The following is a 16,505-nucleotide window of genomic DNA, read 5'->3' as shown; positions in this document are numbered from 1 at the left end:
CCTATTCCATGGTGACCGCAAACCGTTTCTGGTCACAAATCTTCGGGATTGCTTTTTCCAACAAGCGTTGGTTACACTTCTTCATGTTATTCGTCCCCGTGACTGGACTGTGGATGTGTTCCATCGGTGTTGTCGGATTAGCACTCAACCTGCGAGCCTATGACTTTGTGTCTCAGGAATTGCGGGCGGCTGAAGATCCCGAATTTGAAACATTCTATACCAAGAACATTTTGTTGAACGAAGGGATTCGCGCCTGGATGGCTCCCGTCGATCAACCTCACCAAAACTTTGTATTCCCTGAGGAAGTTCTACCACGTGGTAACGCACTGTAAGAGTAGGAAATCTTCTCACGGTTTGAAACGAGTTTAAAACTCGGATTATAAATAAAGCCCCCTCTAAGTTAGCAGGGGGTTTTAACGTTTACAACGCGATATTGATCTCGAAAAGTTCGTTAGACTTAGGACTGAAAAACGGCTCGAATGGTTTCAACTCGATTCCGATTAACCCCTAAATCAGACTCTCCTAAACGGGAAGCTGAACGCACATTAATAATTTGATCCGCTTCATCGAGATTAAATTCTACATCATCTACAAATCCCATAATTGCTGAAGTAAATTCGGCATAAAGATAATCCTGTTCCTCCCGAATGATTTTGGCATTATCCAGATTTTGAATAATCATTTTTAGCCGCTCAAACGCTTCAGTAGCAGAGTCTTCATAAACCAAGGGAGCGATCTGATGAACCGCATCTGTACTTTGGCTAGAGACACAGTTGGGTGAATCCGGACAATTCGCTAACTGACCTGCTTGAATCCCTAGATTATTGGGTCGAGTTCCAGAAAAGGAAAAAAGACTGGCGATAATGGGAGGAGGTGAAGTCGTAAGCGCCGCCGCAGTGGGAATAAAACCAACAAAACTGGAGATCACCAGCACTATAGCCCCAATAGAGGTGAAAATATTAATCTGAGAAAGTTTGAGAGAGAAGATCTTCATGTGATGATTGGATGGGTATTGTTGAAGGGTTCTACAAAGACGTGAGATAGATGCAACACAGATCGCGCTGTAGGGATCTAAATTCCGATATGATAAGAGCAACAGTTTAGTCAACGATGAGTCTGAGATTATGCCCAAAACGGTCGCCGACATAATGACATCGAACCCGATCTTAGCTAGGCCTGATATGCCTCTCAAAGAAGCCATCCAGATTTTAGCAGAACACCAGATTAGCGGCTTACCTGTCGTTAATGAAGCTGGTAAATTAGTCGGTATGATCTCTGAAACTGACATCATTTGGCAGCAAAGTGGCGTCACACCTCCAGCTTATATTACTGTTCTCGATAGTGTGATTTTTTTAGAAAGTCCTGCCCGTTACGAAAAAGAACTTCATAAAGCTTTGGGTGAAACCGTTGAAGAAGTGATGACAAAAAACCCAATCGCCACAATTACCCCGAGTCAATCTCTCTCGGAAGCCGCCCGTTTACTCAATGAAAAGCAAGTCCATCAATTACCCGTATTAGATGAACAAGGACTTGTGATTGGTATTCTTTCCTGTGGAGATATTATTCGCATGATGGCAGCCGGTTAAGAGTAGTCTGTCCGGGTTGAGGCAAGAATTAACACAGGCTAGCTATCGGTTCTTGAAGATGATAGGATTTTAAGTCTAAACTCAATCCTGGAATTGATCACAACAAACTTCTAATAAAAACACCTTTAACAACATGAGCATTACTCCTGAATCCGTTCAACAATTGCTCAGTTCAGAAGATTTGGGCGATCGCTTACGGGGAGTGAATCAATTACGTCAGCTTGAACCTAAAACAGCTTTTGAACTGATTCAACCCGCAGTTATTGATCGCGATACCCGAGTCCGCTACGCCGCAGTTAGCCAACTTTCAAGTTTGGGTGAACAAGATCACGCCCTGGCTTTGGAATTGTTACGTGAATGTTTACTTAAAGATCCAGAAGCGGATGTTAAAGCCGCTGCCGCTGATGCCATTGGAGCGCTCAAATTGCGCGAAGCGTTTGATGATTTGCACCAAGTCTATCATAATACCTCTGAATGGTTGATTAAACTCAGTATTGTGGCTGCCTTGGGAGAACTTGGAGAACCTCGGGGATTTGAATTGCTAGAGGATGCTCTCCAAGGAGATAATGATCTCATCCGAACGGTAGCGATTGGGGCAATGGGAGAACTCGGAGATCAAAGGGGAATTCCCCTACTGCTTCCGTTTGCCTCTAGCCCAGACTGGCAAATTCGGCATCGAGTGGCTCAAGCCCTGGTTCATCTGGGGGCGACTCAAGAAGCAGAAGAAACTTTACAAAAACTAGCAAGCGATGATGTGGAAACCGTTGCCCAAGCCGCTCAAAGAACGAGACAGGGGGAACAGTAAGTTCAACGGGAACGCTCACTCAACCTTATAGATTTTGGGCGGGAAGTGGACAATGTTTTGAGTTGTCTTGACTTGTTCGAGGGGATTGAGAATAACGGTTCCCGAGAAGGGGCAATTTCTGGTAGCTTAACTATATGAGAGTCAGTTTAAGGTTTGTATCAGCTCTCATGGCTTGTTGTCTTTACTAACTTGTTCGTTTGGGAGAACACAATGTTAACAATTTTGTTTCAATTCTTTTTAGCGGCTTTGGTTATTCTCTCGTTTGTCATGGTCGTTGGCGTTCCCTTTGCCTATGCTTCCCCTCAAAACTGGAGTCAATCTAAGCCTCTATTGTTCGTGGGTTCAGGACTTTGGATCGCTTTAGTTCTGCTGGTGGGAGTCTTAAACTATTTAGTGGTTTAATCGATTCTGTGGGGGTTAGAGGTTAAACTTACCCAAAGATTAACCTCTGACCCAAATTCAACTGAAATTTAAAACTATCAGTATGGCTGTTTTTGAAGGAAATTTTACTCAAACCGACTCCCTCCAGTTTGCAATCGTCATTGGTCGCTTTAATGATCTCATTACGACTAAGTTGTTAGAAGGGTGTCAAGATTGTCTCAAACGACATGGGGTCAATCCTGATCCTCAAGGAACACAAGTCGATTATGTTTGGGTTCCGGGTAGTTTTGAGGTGCCTCTGGTTGCTCATCAGTTGGCGTTAACTCAGCGTTATGATGCAATTATTTGCTTAGGGGCAGTGATTAAGGGACAAACCCCTCATTTTGATTATGTCGCCTCCGAAGTCTCAAAAGGAATTGCCGCAACCGGATTTCAAACCGGAACTCCCGTGATCTTTGGGATTGTCACTACAGACACCATGCAGCAAGCTCTAGAACGGGCGGGAATCAAGAGTAATAAAGGATGGGAATATGCAATGAATGCTCTGGAAATGGCGAGTCTGATGCGACAAATTAAAGCCATGTCGGTAGACAGTTCTGGGAATCATGCAACGGGTTATTCTCCTGGAATGTTATCTGCCAGTCCGAGTCGGGCAATTGCATCGGAAACGGATAAAAATAAACAAGAGCAATCCTAAATTTCTTCAGGTCAGCAGAAATTTCTCAAAATTGTCTCAAAATTTTCTAGAAGTACCTTGACAAATTGATCTTTTTATGAGACTCTAGAGAGAGTCAGGTAAAACTGCGGGTGTAGCTCAGTGGTAGAGCGCAACCTTGCCAAGGTTGATGTCGTGGGTTCGAATCCCATCACCCGCTTTGATACAAAGAGAATAAAGATTCAGGTATTCACCCAACAACAGTGACTCTGTTCTTGACCTTTTCCCTCACATTTCCCCAAAATTTTGCCAACCGAGATTAAAGGCAATTTGTTGAGTATACTAAAGAGTGAACTGAATGAGTATCAATAGGATTGACCCTCAAACCTCTCTCCACTGTGACTTTACCCTCAAATCTCCGTCTGATCGCTAGTGATGTGGATGGAACCCTCACCGAAGGGGGAAAATTCTCCCCGAAATTAATCACGGCTATTGAAAGTTTAACTCAAGCCGGGATTGAGGTAATCTTAATTACCGGGCGATCAGCCGGATGGGTACAAGCGTTAAACAATTATCTTCCGGTTTCCGGGGCGATCGCTGAAAATGGCGGACTTTTTTATGGGAGTAAAAATGATTCTCCTGAATTGTTAGTTTCGGTTTCTGATCTCAGCGAACATCGCCAACAATTAGCCGAAGTTTTTAAGCGTTTAAAATATCAATTTCCGGATCTCAAAGAATCAACAGATAACCGCTTTCGGCTAACAGATTGGACGTTTGATGTCGGGGGCTTAAGTCCATCGCAACTGCAAACGTTAGCTGAGATGTGTCACGAACAAGATTGGGGTTTTACCTATAGTACCGTTCAATGTCATATTAAACCCCAAACCCAAGATAAAGCCACGGGACTGTTAAAAGTTTTATCACAATATTTCCCCAAACTGTCAACCGAAAATATTTTAACCGTGGGTGATAGTCCCAACGACGAAAGCTTATTTAACCCCGAAAAATTCCCTTACTCCGTCGGTGTTGCCAATATTTTACATTATACCGAATATCTCAATTATAAACCCACTTATGTAACGATAGCAGAAGAAGTGAATGGATTTTGTGAACTTGCAGAATTACTCACCAAAAATACACCCTAAACTCCCGGTTTATTGGAGAAACCGGGTTTTTAAGATAAATTAGATTTCCACAACTTCAATTAAACCAATACTATTAAATTCAGCAACCGAAGTCGTTTGTAATATCGCCAGCGTTTCACCCGTTGAAATCAAATTAATTAACAAACTACCATTATTAGCACCCGTTCCATCCACAAGCGTTATACTACCCGCAGTAATTCCATCGATCGCATCAAAAACAATACTATCACCAGCACTATAATTAATAATAATATCTGTTCCATCTCCCGGCTTGAAAACAAATTTATCATTACCATTTCCCCCAAACAAAGTATCATTCCCGCCATCTCCAAACAATCAATCATCACCCAAACTTCCCGCTATACTATCATTTCCCTGACCGCCAAATAGAGTATCATTATCATTGCCCCCATCGAGAGTATCCTCAGACTGATTCCCAAAAACTAAATCCAACCCGTCGCCACCAAAAACTTGATCGCTATCGATATCACCAAAAAGAGTATCATTACCTCCCAAACCATCAAGGCGATCGCTTCCTTTACCCGCAAAAAGATAGTCATCACCCGGAAAACCCGTCACCGAGTTGGCATTATTTCCCGTTAACGAATCATTACCAGGCCCACCAAAAAAGTTAATCCGACTCCGTAACCTGTACGGTGAAACTAACTTTAACCAGAGGTTCGAGTTTAATCGCGATCGCCATACAGCCAACGTCTTTTAAATCTCCCCCCAGGTTAGAGAACTTCAATTCAAATTGAGATTAGTTTGGAAGAATTAACTTCTGATAACAGCGAGTGGTAATTAAATAGGGATGAAAAACTTCCAGAAAATGACGTTGAATTGTTTGAAAAAATAGCTCAATTTTTTGAGGATCATCTAAGTGAAAGGGATATTCCTGATTTTCCCCTTTATAAAAGTACCAATTGAGAATAATTTTTCCCTGATCAGACATCAATTTATGAAACGTGAGTAACTGTTGAGAGGGAGCGGGTAAATGTTCAATCACATCAAAACAAAGAATCGTATCAAACTGATTTTCTAATGAAATCTCAGACTGAATCTTAACTTTATCACTCAGTCCTAATTGTTCCACCCGAAACCGCACAAACGCTTGATTAATGGGGTTAATATCGCAATAAATCACCCGTTCGACTTGAGGAGATAAAGCAGAGGCGATCGCATGAGTTCCAATTCCTCCCCCAAAGTCTAACACCTTACCCCGAGCATGATCACTAATCATTCGTAAGGTATTCCCAATATAGTCTTGACTGGTGAGATGCCAAGCGCCCAACTCAAATAAATAAATTTCACCGACTTTTTCACGGTAAAATAGAGAAGCATTTTCCCAGTCAAAATCCCGATGACCCAGTTCAGCGAGTAATTCTAGACTAGACTCTAGTTGGGTTTCAAGCGTAGATTGATCCAAGTTTAAATAATCTTGTAAGTGCTGTTTGAGAGCAAAGGCATCCTGCTCATAGCTCTGTAAAATAGTAGACTTTGAAGATGATAACATGATCTAGAAAAGACTCAGGTAGTTTTCAGACTCAAATCTTACCATGCTCATCTTCTCAGCGACTTTTTCCGTTTTTCGTCATGGGTTGAAAACCTGGGGAGTCATCCTCCTTAGTCTTTGCTTACTAATCTGTGGAGGTTGTCAAACTCAAACCCCAACGGAACCTGGAGTCACTCATTTAACACTTTGGCATGGAATTAATCCACCACCCAATCGAGATGTCTTCCAAAAATTAGTTGATCAATTTAATCAAACTCATCCAAAAATTCAGGTTGATGCTTATTATGTGGGTCAACCCGATCAGCAAATGCCGAAAATATTAACGGCTATTGTCGGAAACGCCTCACCCGATATCCTTTGGTATGCACCACAAATTACAGGTCAACTTGTTGAACTCGATGCGATTCAACCCCTAGAAAACTGGCTGGATGAGTCCCCCCGAAAAGCCGAAATTGATCCGGCTTTGTTTGAAGCGATGGAACTCAACGGACACACTTGGTCAATTCCGATGGCGACGAATAATACAGCGATTTTTTATCGTCCCAGTTTGTTTGAAAAAGCGGGAATTACTAAACTCCCTCTCACCTGGGAAGAATTTCGAGTCACCGCCGGAAAACTCACCTCAGATCTCGATGGAGATGGAAAGCTAGATCAACATGGGATCGTTTTACCCCTCGGAAAAGGAGAATGGACGGTTTTTACCTGGCTACCTTTTATGTATAGCGCCGAGGGTGAACTGATTGACCGCGATGAGGTAGACTTAGTGAATCCCGGTGCGATCGCTGCTTTGCAGTTTTGGTCAGATTTAATCACTGACGGTTCGGCGATTCTCTCTGGTCCAGAACGAGGCTACGAACAGGATAACTTTATTTCCGGTAAAGTCGCCATGCAAATTACAGGGCCTTGGACGTTAGGATTTTTGCAGTCTGCGGGAATTGATTATGGAGTGTTTCCCATTCCCGCCAAAGACCAACAAGCAACCGTTGTCGGAGGTGAACATCTGTTTGTGATGAAAACCACTCCCCAACAGCAAAAAGCCGCCCTGACGTTTTTAGACTATGTGTTGAGTGAGGATTTTCAAACTGAGTGGAGTCTGGGAACGGGATATTTACCTGTAAATTTGAAAACTCGTCAAAGTCAAAAGTATCAAGATTTTTTATCTCAACAACCGAGTTTACAAGTCTTTCTCAAACAGATGGCCTGGGCGCGAACGCGGCCAATTATTGCCGGATACCGTCGTCTGTCGGAAAATTTAGGTCGGGCGATTGAAGCGTCTTTACTCGGAGAAAATCCCCAAGATGCGTTAAAACAAGCGGAAAATCGTCTTAAACTGATGATCTAAAACTTCTGTGTCTGTCTCCTATACCCTATCTCTCCCGAAGTCTATTAATAATTTAACTATCTTAAGGGGGTAGGCAGTTGAATGTACGGAAAGTTAGGGTGTAGAAAACTCGACGTGTCTATAATTAAGGATCAAGACAATGACTCAAAGAAATGTTGCTATATTACTGTTTAATGATGTCGAAGTTCTAGACTTTGCCGGGCCATTTGAGGTTTTTTCTGTGACCTCTGAGTTGAATGAAGATAAACCGTTTCTAGTGTATACCGTTGCCGAAAAAAACGGCTCTATTCAGGCTAAAAATGGGTTGAGTGTTAATCCTAAATATACACTGACAGATTGCCCCTCTCCTGATATTTTAATCGTTCCTGGCGGAAAGGGTAGTCGAGAAGCAATGAAGCAATCCACGATTTTAGATTGGATTAAAACCTGTTCTCAAGATGCTGAGTTAGTGTTGTCGGTTTGTACAGGTTCTTTAATTTTAGCAAAAGCAGGTTTACTTGAGGGGTTAAGGGCAACCACTCATTATCAGGCTGTTGACTTACTCCGAGAAATCGCACCCAACACCGAGGTTGTGGAAAATCAACGGTTTGTCGAACAAGACAAAATCATCACTTCGGGGGGAATATCTGCCGGAATTGATTCGTCGCTTTATGTTGTGGCAAAATTGTTGGGTCAAGAAACCGCGATAAAAACGGCACAATACATGGAATATCACTGGACGCATCCCCTTTAAAATTCAAGGTTCCAATCGAACGGAATTATGAATTAAAAAAGGATTAATTCTCGGAATACCGGGTAGATGCAACTTCGTGTCTTCGTGCCTTTGTGGTTTTTCTTCGGGAAACAAGATGGTGCAGTTTATCGATATTTTAATCCTTTCTAACGGCCCCGGAGAACTCACAACTTGGGTTCGTCCGGTGGTAGAAGCATTGAGAAAACAGTTAGGAGATCAAACCGAGAAAGTTAGAATTTCCCTGATTCTTTCGCCTTGTCCTCATGCAACGGGAAAAGAAGTTGCGATCGCCCATTCTTATCCGGAAATTGATCGGGTTCAAAGTTCTGACTGTTTTTGGCAATTTCTATTAACCGGAAAAACGGCAGAAAATTGGGATTGGTTTTCTCAAGGAGTGGTTGTTTTTTTAGGGGGCGATCAATTTTTTACGGTAATAGCCGCCAAACGGTTGGGTTATCGCAGTGTTATTTATGCAGAATGGGATGCGCGGTGGTGGCGGTGGATTGATCGTTTTGGGGCGATGAATGCTAAGGTAATTGAGGGAATTCCCGAGCAATATTCTGCTAAATTTCAGATAGTTGGGGATTTAATGGCGGATGTACAGTTGAGGCAAAATCAACACCAGAAATTAGAGTTTTTAAGCGATCCAAATATTGAATTAATCGGTTTGTTGCCGGGTTCAAAACCTGCTAAACTCGCTCAAGGTGTTCCATTAACCTTAGCGATCGCTCAATATTTAAACAATAAACGACCCCAAACCCGTTTTATGATTCCCGTTGCCCCCACGTTGGAGTTATCAACTTTAGCGCAATTTGCCAATCCACAGTTTAATCCTATTTTAGCACAAATTGGTGATTTTAAGGCAACTTTACATCACGCTAATCCGCCTTATTTTCAGTTAGAATCGGGTTTAAAAATTTACTTGTGTACGGAAACTCCGGCTTATGGTTTGTTGTCTCAATGTCGGTTATGTTTAACAACAATTGGCGCGAATACAGCAGAATTAGGGTCTTTAGGAGTGCCGATGATTGTATTGCTTCCTACCCAACAATTAGATGCGATGCGGGCTTGGGATGGCATACCGGGGCTATTAGCGAATTTACCGTTAGCAGGTTCGTTGTTTGCGAAAACGATTAATTGGATCGTATTAAAACAAGGGAAACGGTTTGCTTGGCCGAATATTTGGGCGAAAACAGAAATTGTTCCCGAGTTGGTGGGGAAGTTAGACGCAAAAATAGTGGCAGAATTTACATTAGATTATTTACAAAATCCAGAGAAATTACAACAAATTCGCGATCGCTTAATTCAAGTTCGAGGAAAACCGGGGGCGGCGGAAAAGTTAGCAAAAATGGTGTTAGAACAAGTCTTTTGAATTATACTCTATTCAAGTTCCCTCGTAGACTAACCCTGATGTTCTACAGTATCGGGCATTTGTTGAATTATTTCCATTGTTTTGACGCTAACAGTGCAGACTCTTTGCAATAGATCTATTACTTGTTCTTTGTAGTCGGCAAATTTGTAGGTGTTGAATTTTTCGCGGATGGTGGGGTGGCGGGGTTTCTTTTCTTTGTATTGATCGAGTATCCATTCTAAGGCTGAACGGTTGCCAAGTTTGTACTCCCAGGCGATCGCCGGAACGCCGGTGAGTAGCGTAAAATAAAATATTTTTGCCTTACTCATTGCCACAGCCTCTCAACTTCATAAGCATCAAATTTCTCGTCATTACTGATAATAACTAGCGTTCTGTTAATGGCTTGAGCGATTAACATTCGGTCGAAGGGATCGCGATGATGCAGCTCTAGATTTCGCACTTGCACCGTGTCCGAAAATTCGATGGGTAGCAGTAAAATATCCGATGCTTCCACTTCTGCGCCAATCAGTTCATAATCTTGGTGGAGCGATAGCTTACCCAATTGTAGCTTGATGGCAATTTCCCACAGGCTGGCAATACTGAGATAGACCGTTTCTGCTGTATCGATTGTCTCTCTCAGAGTTTCTGGCAGGCTGGGACTATTAGCTGTGAGCCAGATGAATGTGTGAGTATCTAATAGGAAAGCCATCACCACATATAATCCTGAAAATCTTCCAGGGGTTCGTCAAAATCATCGGGTAATGGTAAAACAAACATCCCCTGCAAAATGCCAGAACGTCGTTTTTTGTCGGTGCTATTCTCGGAAGTCTTGCGATCGCCGTACTCGGATAGCAAGTAGGTGGCGTAGTTCAAAACCTCTCGTTTGAGTTCTTCTGGCATCTGGGATAAGGTTTGCTCGATCGCCGCATCAACAGTCATCGTTTTCCCTCCTGATTTTTAACCAAAAACATCACCGCAATTCCAGTTTTAATCCCAAAAACATTATTTTTCGTACCCGATATTTTGGGATTGTTTCTGACATCAGACTGAGTATCGACAATATAAACGGAGTCAAACTCTCGCTCGATGCACTTGCGAAACCCGTCAAACGTTTTTGAGTCGATAAACGATCGATTCGTTATAAAGGCGATAATGCCGTTCTTGCCCAGCCTATCCGATGCCCAGCGAAAAAAGCGGGTGTACATATCATAGACGACAATCTGGTTTTGGGCGGTTCCTTCCTTAATATAGCTTTCTTTGATGGCTTTATCAATACCTTGATAGGGACGGTTGGCGTTGCGTTGGTTAAAGTTTTCCTGGTGGGCGTTGTCAGGTGGATTTCCAATAATCACAGAAATTGTCCGACTATTTTGTTCTTTAATTCTGGCTGTATTTTGAACACTCATGGCAAACAGATCAAGCTGCTTTCCCGCCAAGCCCGCCATGATCCAAAGTATCCACCAAACAAATATTTTCAAACTCCTCGTATTTCCCTATCTTTTGCTGGTAGGTAAACTCGATATTCAAATTAGCAATATAATAGGGTAAAATCGCCACTTCATTACAGTGAATTTCATGCTTATACTTATGCTCCAACTTATCGGCTGGTAAATATTCAATCAATTCCGTCACATAAGTACCCGTACCCGTACAAGGATCGAGAATCTCCACCCCCGGATCGCTCAACAACTTCCCAAAGTGCTTGTGTACCAAATAATCCGCACTTTCAATCATAAAGCGGACAATTTCATTGGGCGTATAAACAATCCCCAACCGATCCGCCGCTTTCGGATTATACGCCTTGTAAAAATTCTCGTAAACCGCCTTAAGAAACTTCTGCTTTTCGTGGTGGTTGGCGATATTTTCCGACTTGCGGCGAATCACCGCATAGTAATGTTCGATGCTTTTGAGCGTGTTTCTGCGGGTGGCTCCGGTGAAAAAAGTGTTGACAATCTCCGAGATTTCTCGGCCAATATTATTTTCCCGATGAAACTGCGACTCGTGGAAAATATTGGTAAAAATATCCTCCGTGAGAATGTGTTGAATCAGCATTTCATGGATGTCAAAAATCTCAATTTCCGGGTTAATTGACTGGCGACAAACCTCTAAAAAACTGTTGCGGCGTTCCCGAAATTTTGTATTATTGGCTTCCTGCTGTGTTATAATCTGTCGTAAGGCTTCTATAATGTGGGGAATGTCTTCTTTGAATTTGGCGATCGCGGAGCGAAAGTCCCGAACTTCCGGGCGTTCGTAGTCTACAAAGGTTGAGATCAGCCCGTCGAGCGCTTCGGAATCCCGCATCGAAACCCGCAACTGTTCCCGACTGTGTTGAATCAGAACGGCGGTTTGGGAGTCTTCAAAGAGAATATTTTCGTCGGGATAGCCCAACTCCTGTTTTTTCTCAATCTCTTCGTCGAGGTGATCGTACTGGTCTTTGCTTTCCCACCAACCATGCTCCAAGCGGATGGCATCTTTCACCGTACCATCGGGAAAAACGGTGGTGTTGAACTTGGTTTTGAAGTCCAGTTCGGGAATCAGCAGATAGTTGCGGGGTTGGCAATATTCGTTCAGCAGACGCTCAAAAGCATTGCGAATGCTGGTTTCCTTGCGAGAACCCCCATAGCGAATAATTTTTTCAACTTCTGCCTGATATTGCGTTACCAGCAATCTGGACATAAAGCGACTCCCGAAATTATGAAGCCAGGGCTAAGTTAAGGGCTAATGCTCAGTATTCCAGCTTATTTTAACGCACTCGGGCTACTGTTGTTACCTTTTTATTTCAAAATACCCTACATTTACATGAGTTGAGATTGAGTATTAATTTTCTGAGGATTGATTCTCCGCTTTAACTTTCTTTAAAAAAGCAGCCCGACACCAATCAATATCCGGTCCAACTCTAAACATGACATAATCAATATCGTAGGCACTCCAATAACTAATCACCTCTCCTGTTAGTCCTTGAGTGCTATTAATTCGCTCAACGGTACAACCGAGGGGAAATTTTTGAGCGGTGGGACAATCTTTCCACTGTTTGAGTTGTTGGATATATTCCCGTTTCTCCGGGGACAACAACTCCCAAGCTTCCCGTTTCCAGTCGGGGTATGCTTTTCCAAGCGCCTCTATTTCTTTCCAGGTTTGGGCGGTTGTCAGGAGTTCGGCGAGTTGTTGGGGGTTTTGAAGTTCCCAGCGAGAAAGGGGAAGGGCAGCCATAGCTATTTCTACACCATAGATAGGGTTATTGACAAATTCACTTTGCTCAGACTCTAAATATAGCGTGTTAGAGCGGGTGTGAATGTAAAATTAAACGCTGCAATCGGAGATTTCCCCAGAACATCGTTAGATTGGGGGTTCTCTCAGCAGAAATCGGATTTTTTCAGCCTTGAAGGTTCAGGGTAGGGGAAGATTAACTCTGGGCTTCTTCTAGCACCATCCACCCACTATGAGATTGGCCTTGAGCGTGTTGATTGAGAAAGTGTTGGTGTTGAGAGAGCATTTCGGGACCCGGATAAATGGTGCGTTCTCCGGGACGAAGGTATATCCAGCCTAAGTCTTGCAGGCGACAGACTAAATTGGAGATGGTGACGCCCAATTCTTGACGGAGTTCATAGAGATGTGACCATTTCGTCAAGTTTCGGCCGAACCTTTTCTGCTCCATAATGTAACGGGGCATAAGTAGGCAACTGGCGAAATATTGGGCTTGCCATTCAATCGAGGCGATTTGAGTGATGGTCGTCTGGGAGCGACAAACAAAGGGTTCTTCGGGGGCTGTTGTGGCTTGGGGAGTTGCTTGATGGTTGACGTGTAGTACCCAATGACCGATTTCATGGGCGAGGGTAGATTCGATAAACCCTCTTTGTTTGTCAAGAATGTCTTCGTTAATCTCTATCAGTCGTTCTCTGGGTAAAATACGAGCAGCAATTGCCCCTTGTTCGTCGGGTTTGATCACATCCCAAACGATACCTAAATCGAGAAAGTCAGCCACTAAAGAGCCATCAAACGGCCAACTGGGAGCAAAATTTGTTGTCGTTTGCATCTGTTCTAGGATGCGGTTGGCTTGACGTTCAATAAACGCTTTTGTGTGAAAACGATACGGTTTTAATAGGTTCACCTCTGATTTTTCCTCCCCTGCACAAAACATCCATCCGGCTTGAAAACATGAGAAAATTCAACCGGACAAAAATGAGAAAATTGACTCACTTTCTATCTAGAACAATATAAAGTTTTAACTCTTAAAATTTTGTTTCTATTTATTGACAAAAAATCTAAAGAGTCTAGCACAGTTTAACCCCTGTTTACAGTGCAAAGTTGGTAAATCACTGTAATTAAATGAATATATAGTTTGTAACATATTTGCGGAATGCTGTCAAGCAGATTGGCTCGTACCCTTGGTATGATGCCCAGTTGGGGAAGGCTTTGGCCCAAAGCATCATATACTACATTGCTATTACAAATTTCAAAATATTACGGAAGATTGTCCAGCTTCCATCTAAATTAAATTAAAAAAAGTTGAATACAAATTTATTTTTAACTCCAAAGACTTAAACCCTGACAAAAAAAATGTTCGCGGAGAGAATGCGAACGCTTAATTAATCTAAATTATTCTAGAGTCAGAGTTTATGAGAAACTTTGAGCAATATCATCGGTTTTAGCCGCCATAATAAAATCATTACGATGTAACCCAGAAATCGCATGAGTCCACCAAGTCACGGTTGTTTTTCCGTATTCAGTCGTAATTGCGGGGTGATGTCCTTCGGCTTCGGCTGCATTTCCAACTTTATTGGTAAAATCCAAAGCTGTTTTAAAATCTGGAAATTGATAAGTTCGCTGTAAACGAGCTTCTGCTTGACTGTCAATTAAATCCCATTGGGGAATTTCAGGTTTAAGCTGTTGAATTTGTTCTTGAGTGACGGGTTTTGAATCTTTGGTACAGGCTTCACATTTTTGTTGGGTAAGTTGTGCCATGATTATCTCCTAAACTATTAATTTTGTTATTTGTTTTGTTCAAAACACTTGACAAGGCGAGATTTTTTATTCTCTCTACCTTGTCTTTCAAAGTCAAAAAAATGAATGAGAAAAGATTAATTAATCTGTTTGTTTAAAGCTCTACAGATTACTTTTTTCCTTTAATCCTAACTCAAAGGTAATTTCGTGAACACCGGGAATTGCTTTAACTTCCTTAACAATTTTCCGAGCTGTATTTTTATCTTTAACCGTACCCGAGAGAATGACGGAACCATTCGCTACCATTGCCACCAAATCTTCTTGAATATCAGATTTAATGGTCTTTTTAATTTGGCGATCGCTCAGTGCTTTTGTACGTTTCCAGTCTTTCTTAACGTATTCAACACCACTATATTGACCGCCACCCGGATTCAGTTTTAAGCGTTCATCAAGCTGTTTTTGTTGAGGAGTTTGAAGTACACTATCAGGAGTTCCTAAAGCACCTAAAAGCGGTGTTGCTAGAGCAGACGAACTCTGAGTAAAGGTTATGAGTAAAATACCTAAAACAGTGACAGCAGAGTAAAATAAACGTTGACGTTGCATCAATAGATAAACTAAAAATCCAACGGCAACAATACCTAACAGTAAATAAAAATCCATGAGGATATATCCTCCCATTACAAACAATCAAGAAGTAAATAATTCAGCCGTCAATTCCATTTAATAAGAAAAGATCGAGTGAATAGTTTACTTTTATTTGTTACAGCCCAATAACAATTACAGAAACAAGCCATTCAAAAGTTTAAATTCTGTAATCTAAAATCAGAACTGCACAAATTTAGTCTCTAGGGTTACTTTTTTATCTTTATATTTCCTAAGCTTTCCCATTCAAAAAGCTTAAACTTTAACTTCATCAGTAACCCATTGAGTTCTAGGATAGATCCTCAAAGTACAAATCAGGATCTTCCTAGAGGAACAGATTTTAGGATTTCCAGTCAAAAAATTTTGACGAATATTTAAGCAGGTTGTAGTTCTTTGATGCGTTTAACCATTTGTACCCCTTGGCGCACCATTTGGCTCGCATAACCCCACTCATTATCATACCAACTCATCACTTTAACCAAATCTCCATCAATCACTTGAGTCATGCTTAAATCAACAATAGAAGCGCGAGTATCGCCAATAATATCAGAGGAAACCAGTTCATCCTCTGAAGCTCCTAAAATTCCTTGATATTGTTCGTTTTCTGCTTCTTCTTGGAAAATATTATTGATTTCTTCCACGCTGGTAGAACGTTCTGTAACGAGGGTAATATCAGTAATTGAACCGACGGGAGTAGGTACCCGAACTGCTGCTCCATCAAATTTATTTTGAAATTGTGTTAACACTTGAGTTGTAGCTTGAGCGGCACCGGTGGAAGTGGGGACTAAGTTCTCCGCTGCGGCTCGTCCCCGTCGCCATTTTTTACTCGGTTGGTCAACCAATCCTTGGCTTGCAGTGTAGGCGTGAATTGTAGTCATTGCGGCTTTTTTTACCCCAATTCGACGACCCATAACTTCCATGACAGGGGTAATACAATTCGTGGTACAACTTGCACAAGAAATGATTTGATCAGACTCAGAAATTTGATTGACTCCATTGACAATGGTGGGAATTCCTTCGCTTTTGGGAGGGGCGGATAAAATGACTCGTTTTGCACCTGCTTGTAGATGTTTTTCTAAGTCATCTTTTTTGGTAAAAATTCCGGTACATTCAAAGACGATATCGACATTGAGATCTTGTTTTCCCCAAGGGAGTTGAGTGGGGTCTTTTTCTTGATAAACCGGATATTCTTGACCGGCGATGATTAAGCTATTTTTGGTGCTTTCAACCGTTTTAGAACATTTGCCATAGACAGTATCGTATTTGAGTAAATAAGCGAGTTGATCGGCGGAAATAATATCGTTAATGCCAACAACTTCTAGCTCGGGAGTATCGAGTAAAATTTTGAAAACTGCTCGACCAATTCGACCTAATCCATTAATTGCAACTCTTGCCATGATTCTCTCTCCAA

Annotated in this window: 22 protein-coding genes, 1 tRNA gene and 1 pseudogene; 10 read left to right on the top strand and 14 right to left on the bottom strand. The window is 42.0% G+C overall.

All coding sequences use genetic code 11. From position 1 onward, the window contains the following. A pseudogene (locus M595_RS20850) lies at nt 1-332 on the top strand (photosystem II D2 protein (photosystem q(a) protein)); the annotation flags it as partial. Nucleotides 333-457: 125 nt separating this feature from the next. Here the strand turns inward: M595_RS20850 and M595_RS20845 are convergent. Then, the gene (locus M595_RS20845; protein ID WP_083492858.1) at nt 458-994 is read right to left on the bottom strand and encodes a DUF1499 domain-containing protein; all 537 of its coding nucleotides are present in this window, start codon (nt 992-994) and stop codon (nt 458-460) included. Nucleotides 995-1,124: 130 nt separating this feature from the next. Here M595_RS20845 and M595_RS20840 point away from each other — a divergent pair, with 130 nt between their 5' ends. From M595_RS20840 to M595_RS20815, 6 genes are all read left to right on the top strand, one after another. After that, nucleotides 1,125-1,586, top strand: coding sequence for a CBS domain-containing protein (locus M595_RS20840; protein ID WP_040484436.1), 462 nt, complete (start codon nt 1,125-1,127; stop codon nt 1,584-1,586). Between the two features lie 133 nt (nt 1,587-1,719). Next, nucleotides 1,720-2,391: a phycobilisome degradation protein NblB gene (gene nblB, locus M595_RS20835; RefSeq protein ID WP_023068414.1), complete on the top strand. Its 672-nt coding sequence runs from the start codon at nt 1,720-1,722 to the stop codon at nt 2,389-2,391. A gap of 210 nt (nt 2,392-2,601) precedes the next feature. Beyond that, nucleotides 2,602-2,793, top strand: coding sequence for a photosystem II reaction center protein PsbZ (gene psbZ / locus M595_RS20830; protein ID WP_023068412.1), 192 nt, complete (start codon nt 2,602-2,604; stop codon nt 2,791-2,793). Between the two features lie 82 nt (nt 2,794-2,875). Continuing rightward, nucleotides 2,876-3,469 carry a 6,7-dimethyl-8-ribityllumazine synthase gene (gene ribH / locus M595_RS20825; protein WP_023068424.1) on the top strand — a complete coding sequence of 198 codons (594 nt, stop codon included), beginning with the start codon at nt 2,876-2,878 and terminating at the stop codon, nt 3,467-3,469. A gap of 106 nt (nt 3,470-3,575) precedes the next feature. Then, nucleotides 3,576-3,647 (top strand) — tRNA-Gly (locus M595_RS20820). Between the two features lie 178 nt (nt 3,648-3,825). Next, a complete protein-coding gene (locus M595_RS20815; RefSeq protein ID WP_238987114.1) occupies nt 3,826-4,572 on the top strand; it encodes an HAD-IIB family hydrolase in 747 nt (248 codons plus the stop codon). A gap of 39 nt (nt 4,573-4,611) precedes the next feature. Here M595_RS20815 and M595_RS20810 read toward each other — a convergent pair whose 3' ends face one another. Genes M595_RS20810 through M595_RS20800 form a run of 3 tightly spaced genes read right to left on the bottom strand, consistent with a single transcriptional unit; the run spans nt 4,612 to nt 6,085 of the window. Next, the gene (locus M595_RS20810; protein WP_023068423.1) at nt 4,612-4,908 is read right to left on the bottom strand and encodes a hemolysin-type calcium-binding repeat family protein; all 297 of its coding nucleotides are present in this window, start codon (nt 4,906-4,908) and stop codon (nt 4,612-4,614) included. After that, nucleotides 4,909-5,283 carry a calcium-binding protein gene (locus tag M595_RS30255; RefSeq protein WP_052001827.1) on the bottom strand — a complete coding sequence of 125 codons (375 nt, stop codon included), beginning with the start codon at nt 5,281-5,283 and terminating at the stop codon, nt 4,909-4,911. Between the two features lie 49 nt (nt 5,284-5,332). Then, nucleotides 5,333-6,085 carry a class I SAM-dependent methyltransferase gene (locus M595_RS20800; protein ID WP_023068392.1) on the bottom strand — a complete coding sequence of 251 codons (753 nt, stop codon included), beginning with the start codon at nt 6,083-6,085 and terminating at the stop codon, nt 5,333-5,335. Between the two features lie 43 nt (nt 6,086-6,128). Here M595_RS20800 and M595_RS20795 point away from each other — a divergent pair, with 43 nt between their 5' ends. The 3 genes from M595_RS20795 to M595_RS20785 all read left to right on the top strand — a co-directional run bounded on the left by M595_RS20795 (nt 6,129) and on the right by M595_RS20785 (nt 9,532). Further along, nucleotides 6,129-7,427, top strand: coding sequence for an ABC transporter substrate-binding protein (locus M595_RS20795; RefSeq protein ID WP_040484435.1), 1,299 nt, complete (start codon nt 6,129-6,131; stop codon nt 7,425-7,427). 139 nt (nt 7,428-7,566) lie between these two features. Further along, nucleotides 7,567-8,160 carry a DJ-1/PfpI family protein gene (locus tag M595_RS20790; RefSeq protein ID WP_023068403.1) on the top strand — a complete coding sequence of 198 codons (594 nt, stop codon included), beginning with the start codon at nt 7,567-7,569 and terminating at the stop codon, nt 8,158-8,160. A gap of 115 nt (nt 8,161-8,275) precedes the next feature. Further along, nucleotides 8,276-9,532: a glycosyltransferase family protein gene (locus M595_RS20785; protein WP_023068408.1), complete on the top strand. Its 1,257-nt coding sequence runs from the start codon at nt 8,276-8,278 to the stop codon at nt 9,530-9,532. Between the two features lie 29 nt (nt 9,533-9,561). Here M595_RS20785 and M595_RS20780 read toward each other — a convergent pair whose 3' ends face one another. The 10 genes from M595_RS20780 to gap form a co-directional block, all read right to left on the bottom strand. Next, on the bottom strand, nt 9,562-9,840 hold the full coding sequence (locus tag M595_RS20780; RefSeq protein WP_023068391.1) for a type ISP restriction/modification enzyme: 279 nt from the start codon (nt 9,838-9,840) through the stop codon (nt 9,562-9,564). Beyond that, entirely contained in the window at nt 9,837-10,220 is a 384-nt protein-coding gene (locus M595_RS20775) for a type II toxin-antitoxin system VapC family toxin (protein WP_040484434.1), read from the bottom strand. Before M595_RS20775 ends, M595_RS20780 begins: the two co-directional genes overlap by 4 nt. Further along, nucleotides 10,220-10,450, bottom strand: a complete 231-nt coding sequence (gene vapB / locus M595_RS20770) for a type II toxin-antitoxin system VapB family antitoxin (protein WP_023068407.1) — start codon at nt 10,448-10,450, stop codon at nt 10,220-10,222. Before vapB ends, M595_RS20775 begins: the two co-directional genes overlap by 1 nt. Then, entirely contained in the window at nt 10,447-10,956 is a 510-nt protein-coding gene (locus tag M595_RS32455; protein ID WP_023068416.1) for an Eco57I restriction-modification methylase domain-containing protein, read from the bottom strand. Before M595_RS32455 ends, vapB begins: the two co-directional genes overlap by 4 nt. Beyond that, nucleotides 10,928-12,187, bottom strand: coding sequence for an N-6 DNA methylase (locus M595_RS32450; RefSeq protein WP_023068397.1), 1,260 nt, complete (start codon nt 12,185-12,187; stop codon nt 10,928-10,930). Before M595_RS32450 ends, M595_RS32455 begins: the two co-directional genes overlap by 29 nt. A 141-nt stretch (nt 12,188-12,328) precedes the next feature. Then, complete coding sequence (locus M595_RS20760) at nt 12,329-12,721, bottom strand: hypothetical protein (RefSeq protein WP_023068426.1); 393 nt, start codon at nt 12,719-12,721, stop codon at nt 12,329-12,331. A 193-nt stretch (nt 12,722-12,914) separates the two neighbouring features. Next, nucleotides 12,915-13,619: an ImmA/IrrE family metallo-endopeptidase gene (locus tag M595_RS20755; protein WP_023068411.1), complete on the bottom strand. Its 705-nt coding sequence runs from the start codon at nt 13,617-13,619 to the stop codon at nt 12,915-12,917. A gap of 506 nt (nt 13,620-14,125) precedes the next feature. Next, nucleotides 14,126-14,473 (bottom strand): 4a-hydroxytetrahydrobiopterin dehydratase, encoded by a 348-nt coding sequence (locus M595_RS20750; RefSeq protein WP_023068399.1) that lies wholly within the window; start codon nt 14,471-14,473, stop codon nt 14,126-14,128. A 141-nt stretch (nt 14,474-14,614) separates the two neighbouring features. After that, the gene (locus M595_RS20745) at nt 14,615-15,112 is read right to left on the bottom strand and encodes a BON domain-containing protein (RefSeq protein WP_023068398.1); all 498 of its coding nucleotides are present in this window, start codon (nt 15,110-15,112) and stop codon (nt 14,615-14,617) included. Between the two features lie 356 nt (nt 15,113-15,468). Beyond that, nucleotides 15,469-16,491 (bottom strand): type I glyceraldehyde-3-phosphate dehydrogenase, encoded by a 1,023-nt coding sequence (gap, locus tag M595_RS20740; RefSeq protein WP_023068410.1) that lies wholly within the window; start codon nt 16,489-16,491, stop codon nt 15,469-15,471. Nucleotides 16,492-16,505: the final 14 nt, after the last annotated feature.

It is taken from the genome of Lyngbya aestuarii BL J (genome assembly GCF_000478195.2).
In the GTDB taxonomy this organism is placed as follows: Bacteria; Cyanobacteriota; Cyanobacteriia; order Cyanobacteriales; family Microcoleaceae; genus Capilliphycus; species Capilliphycus aestuarii.
The sequence above is the reverse complement of the archived record's forward strand: the minus strand, read 5'-3'. Positions and strand labels throughout refer to the sequence as shown.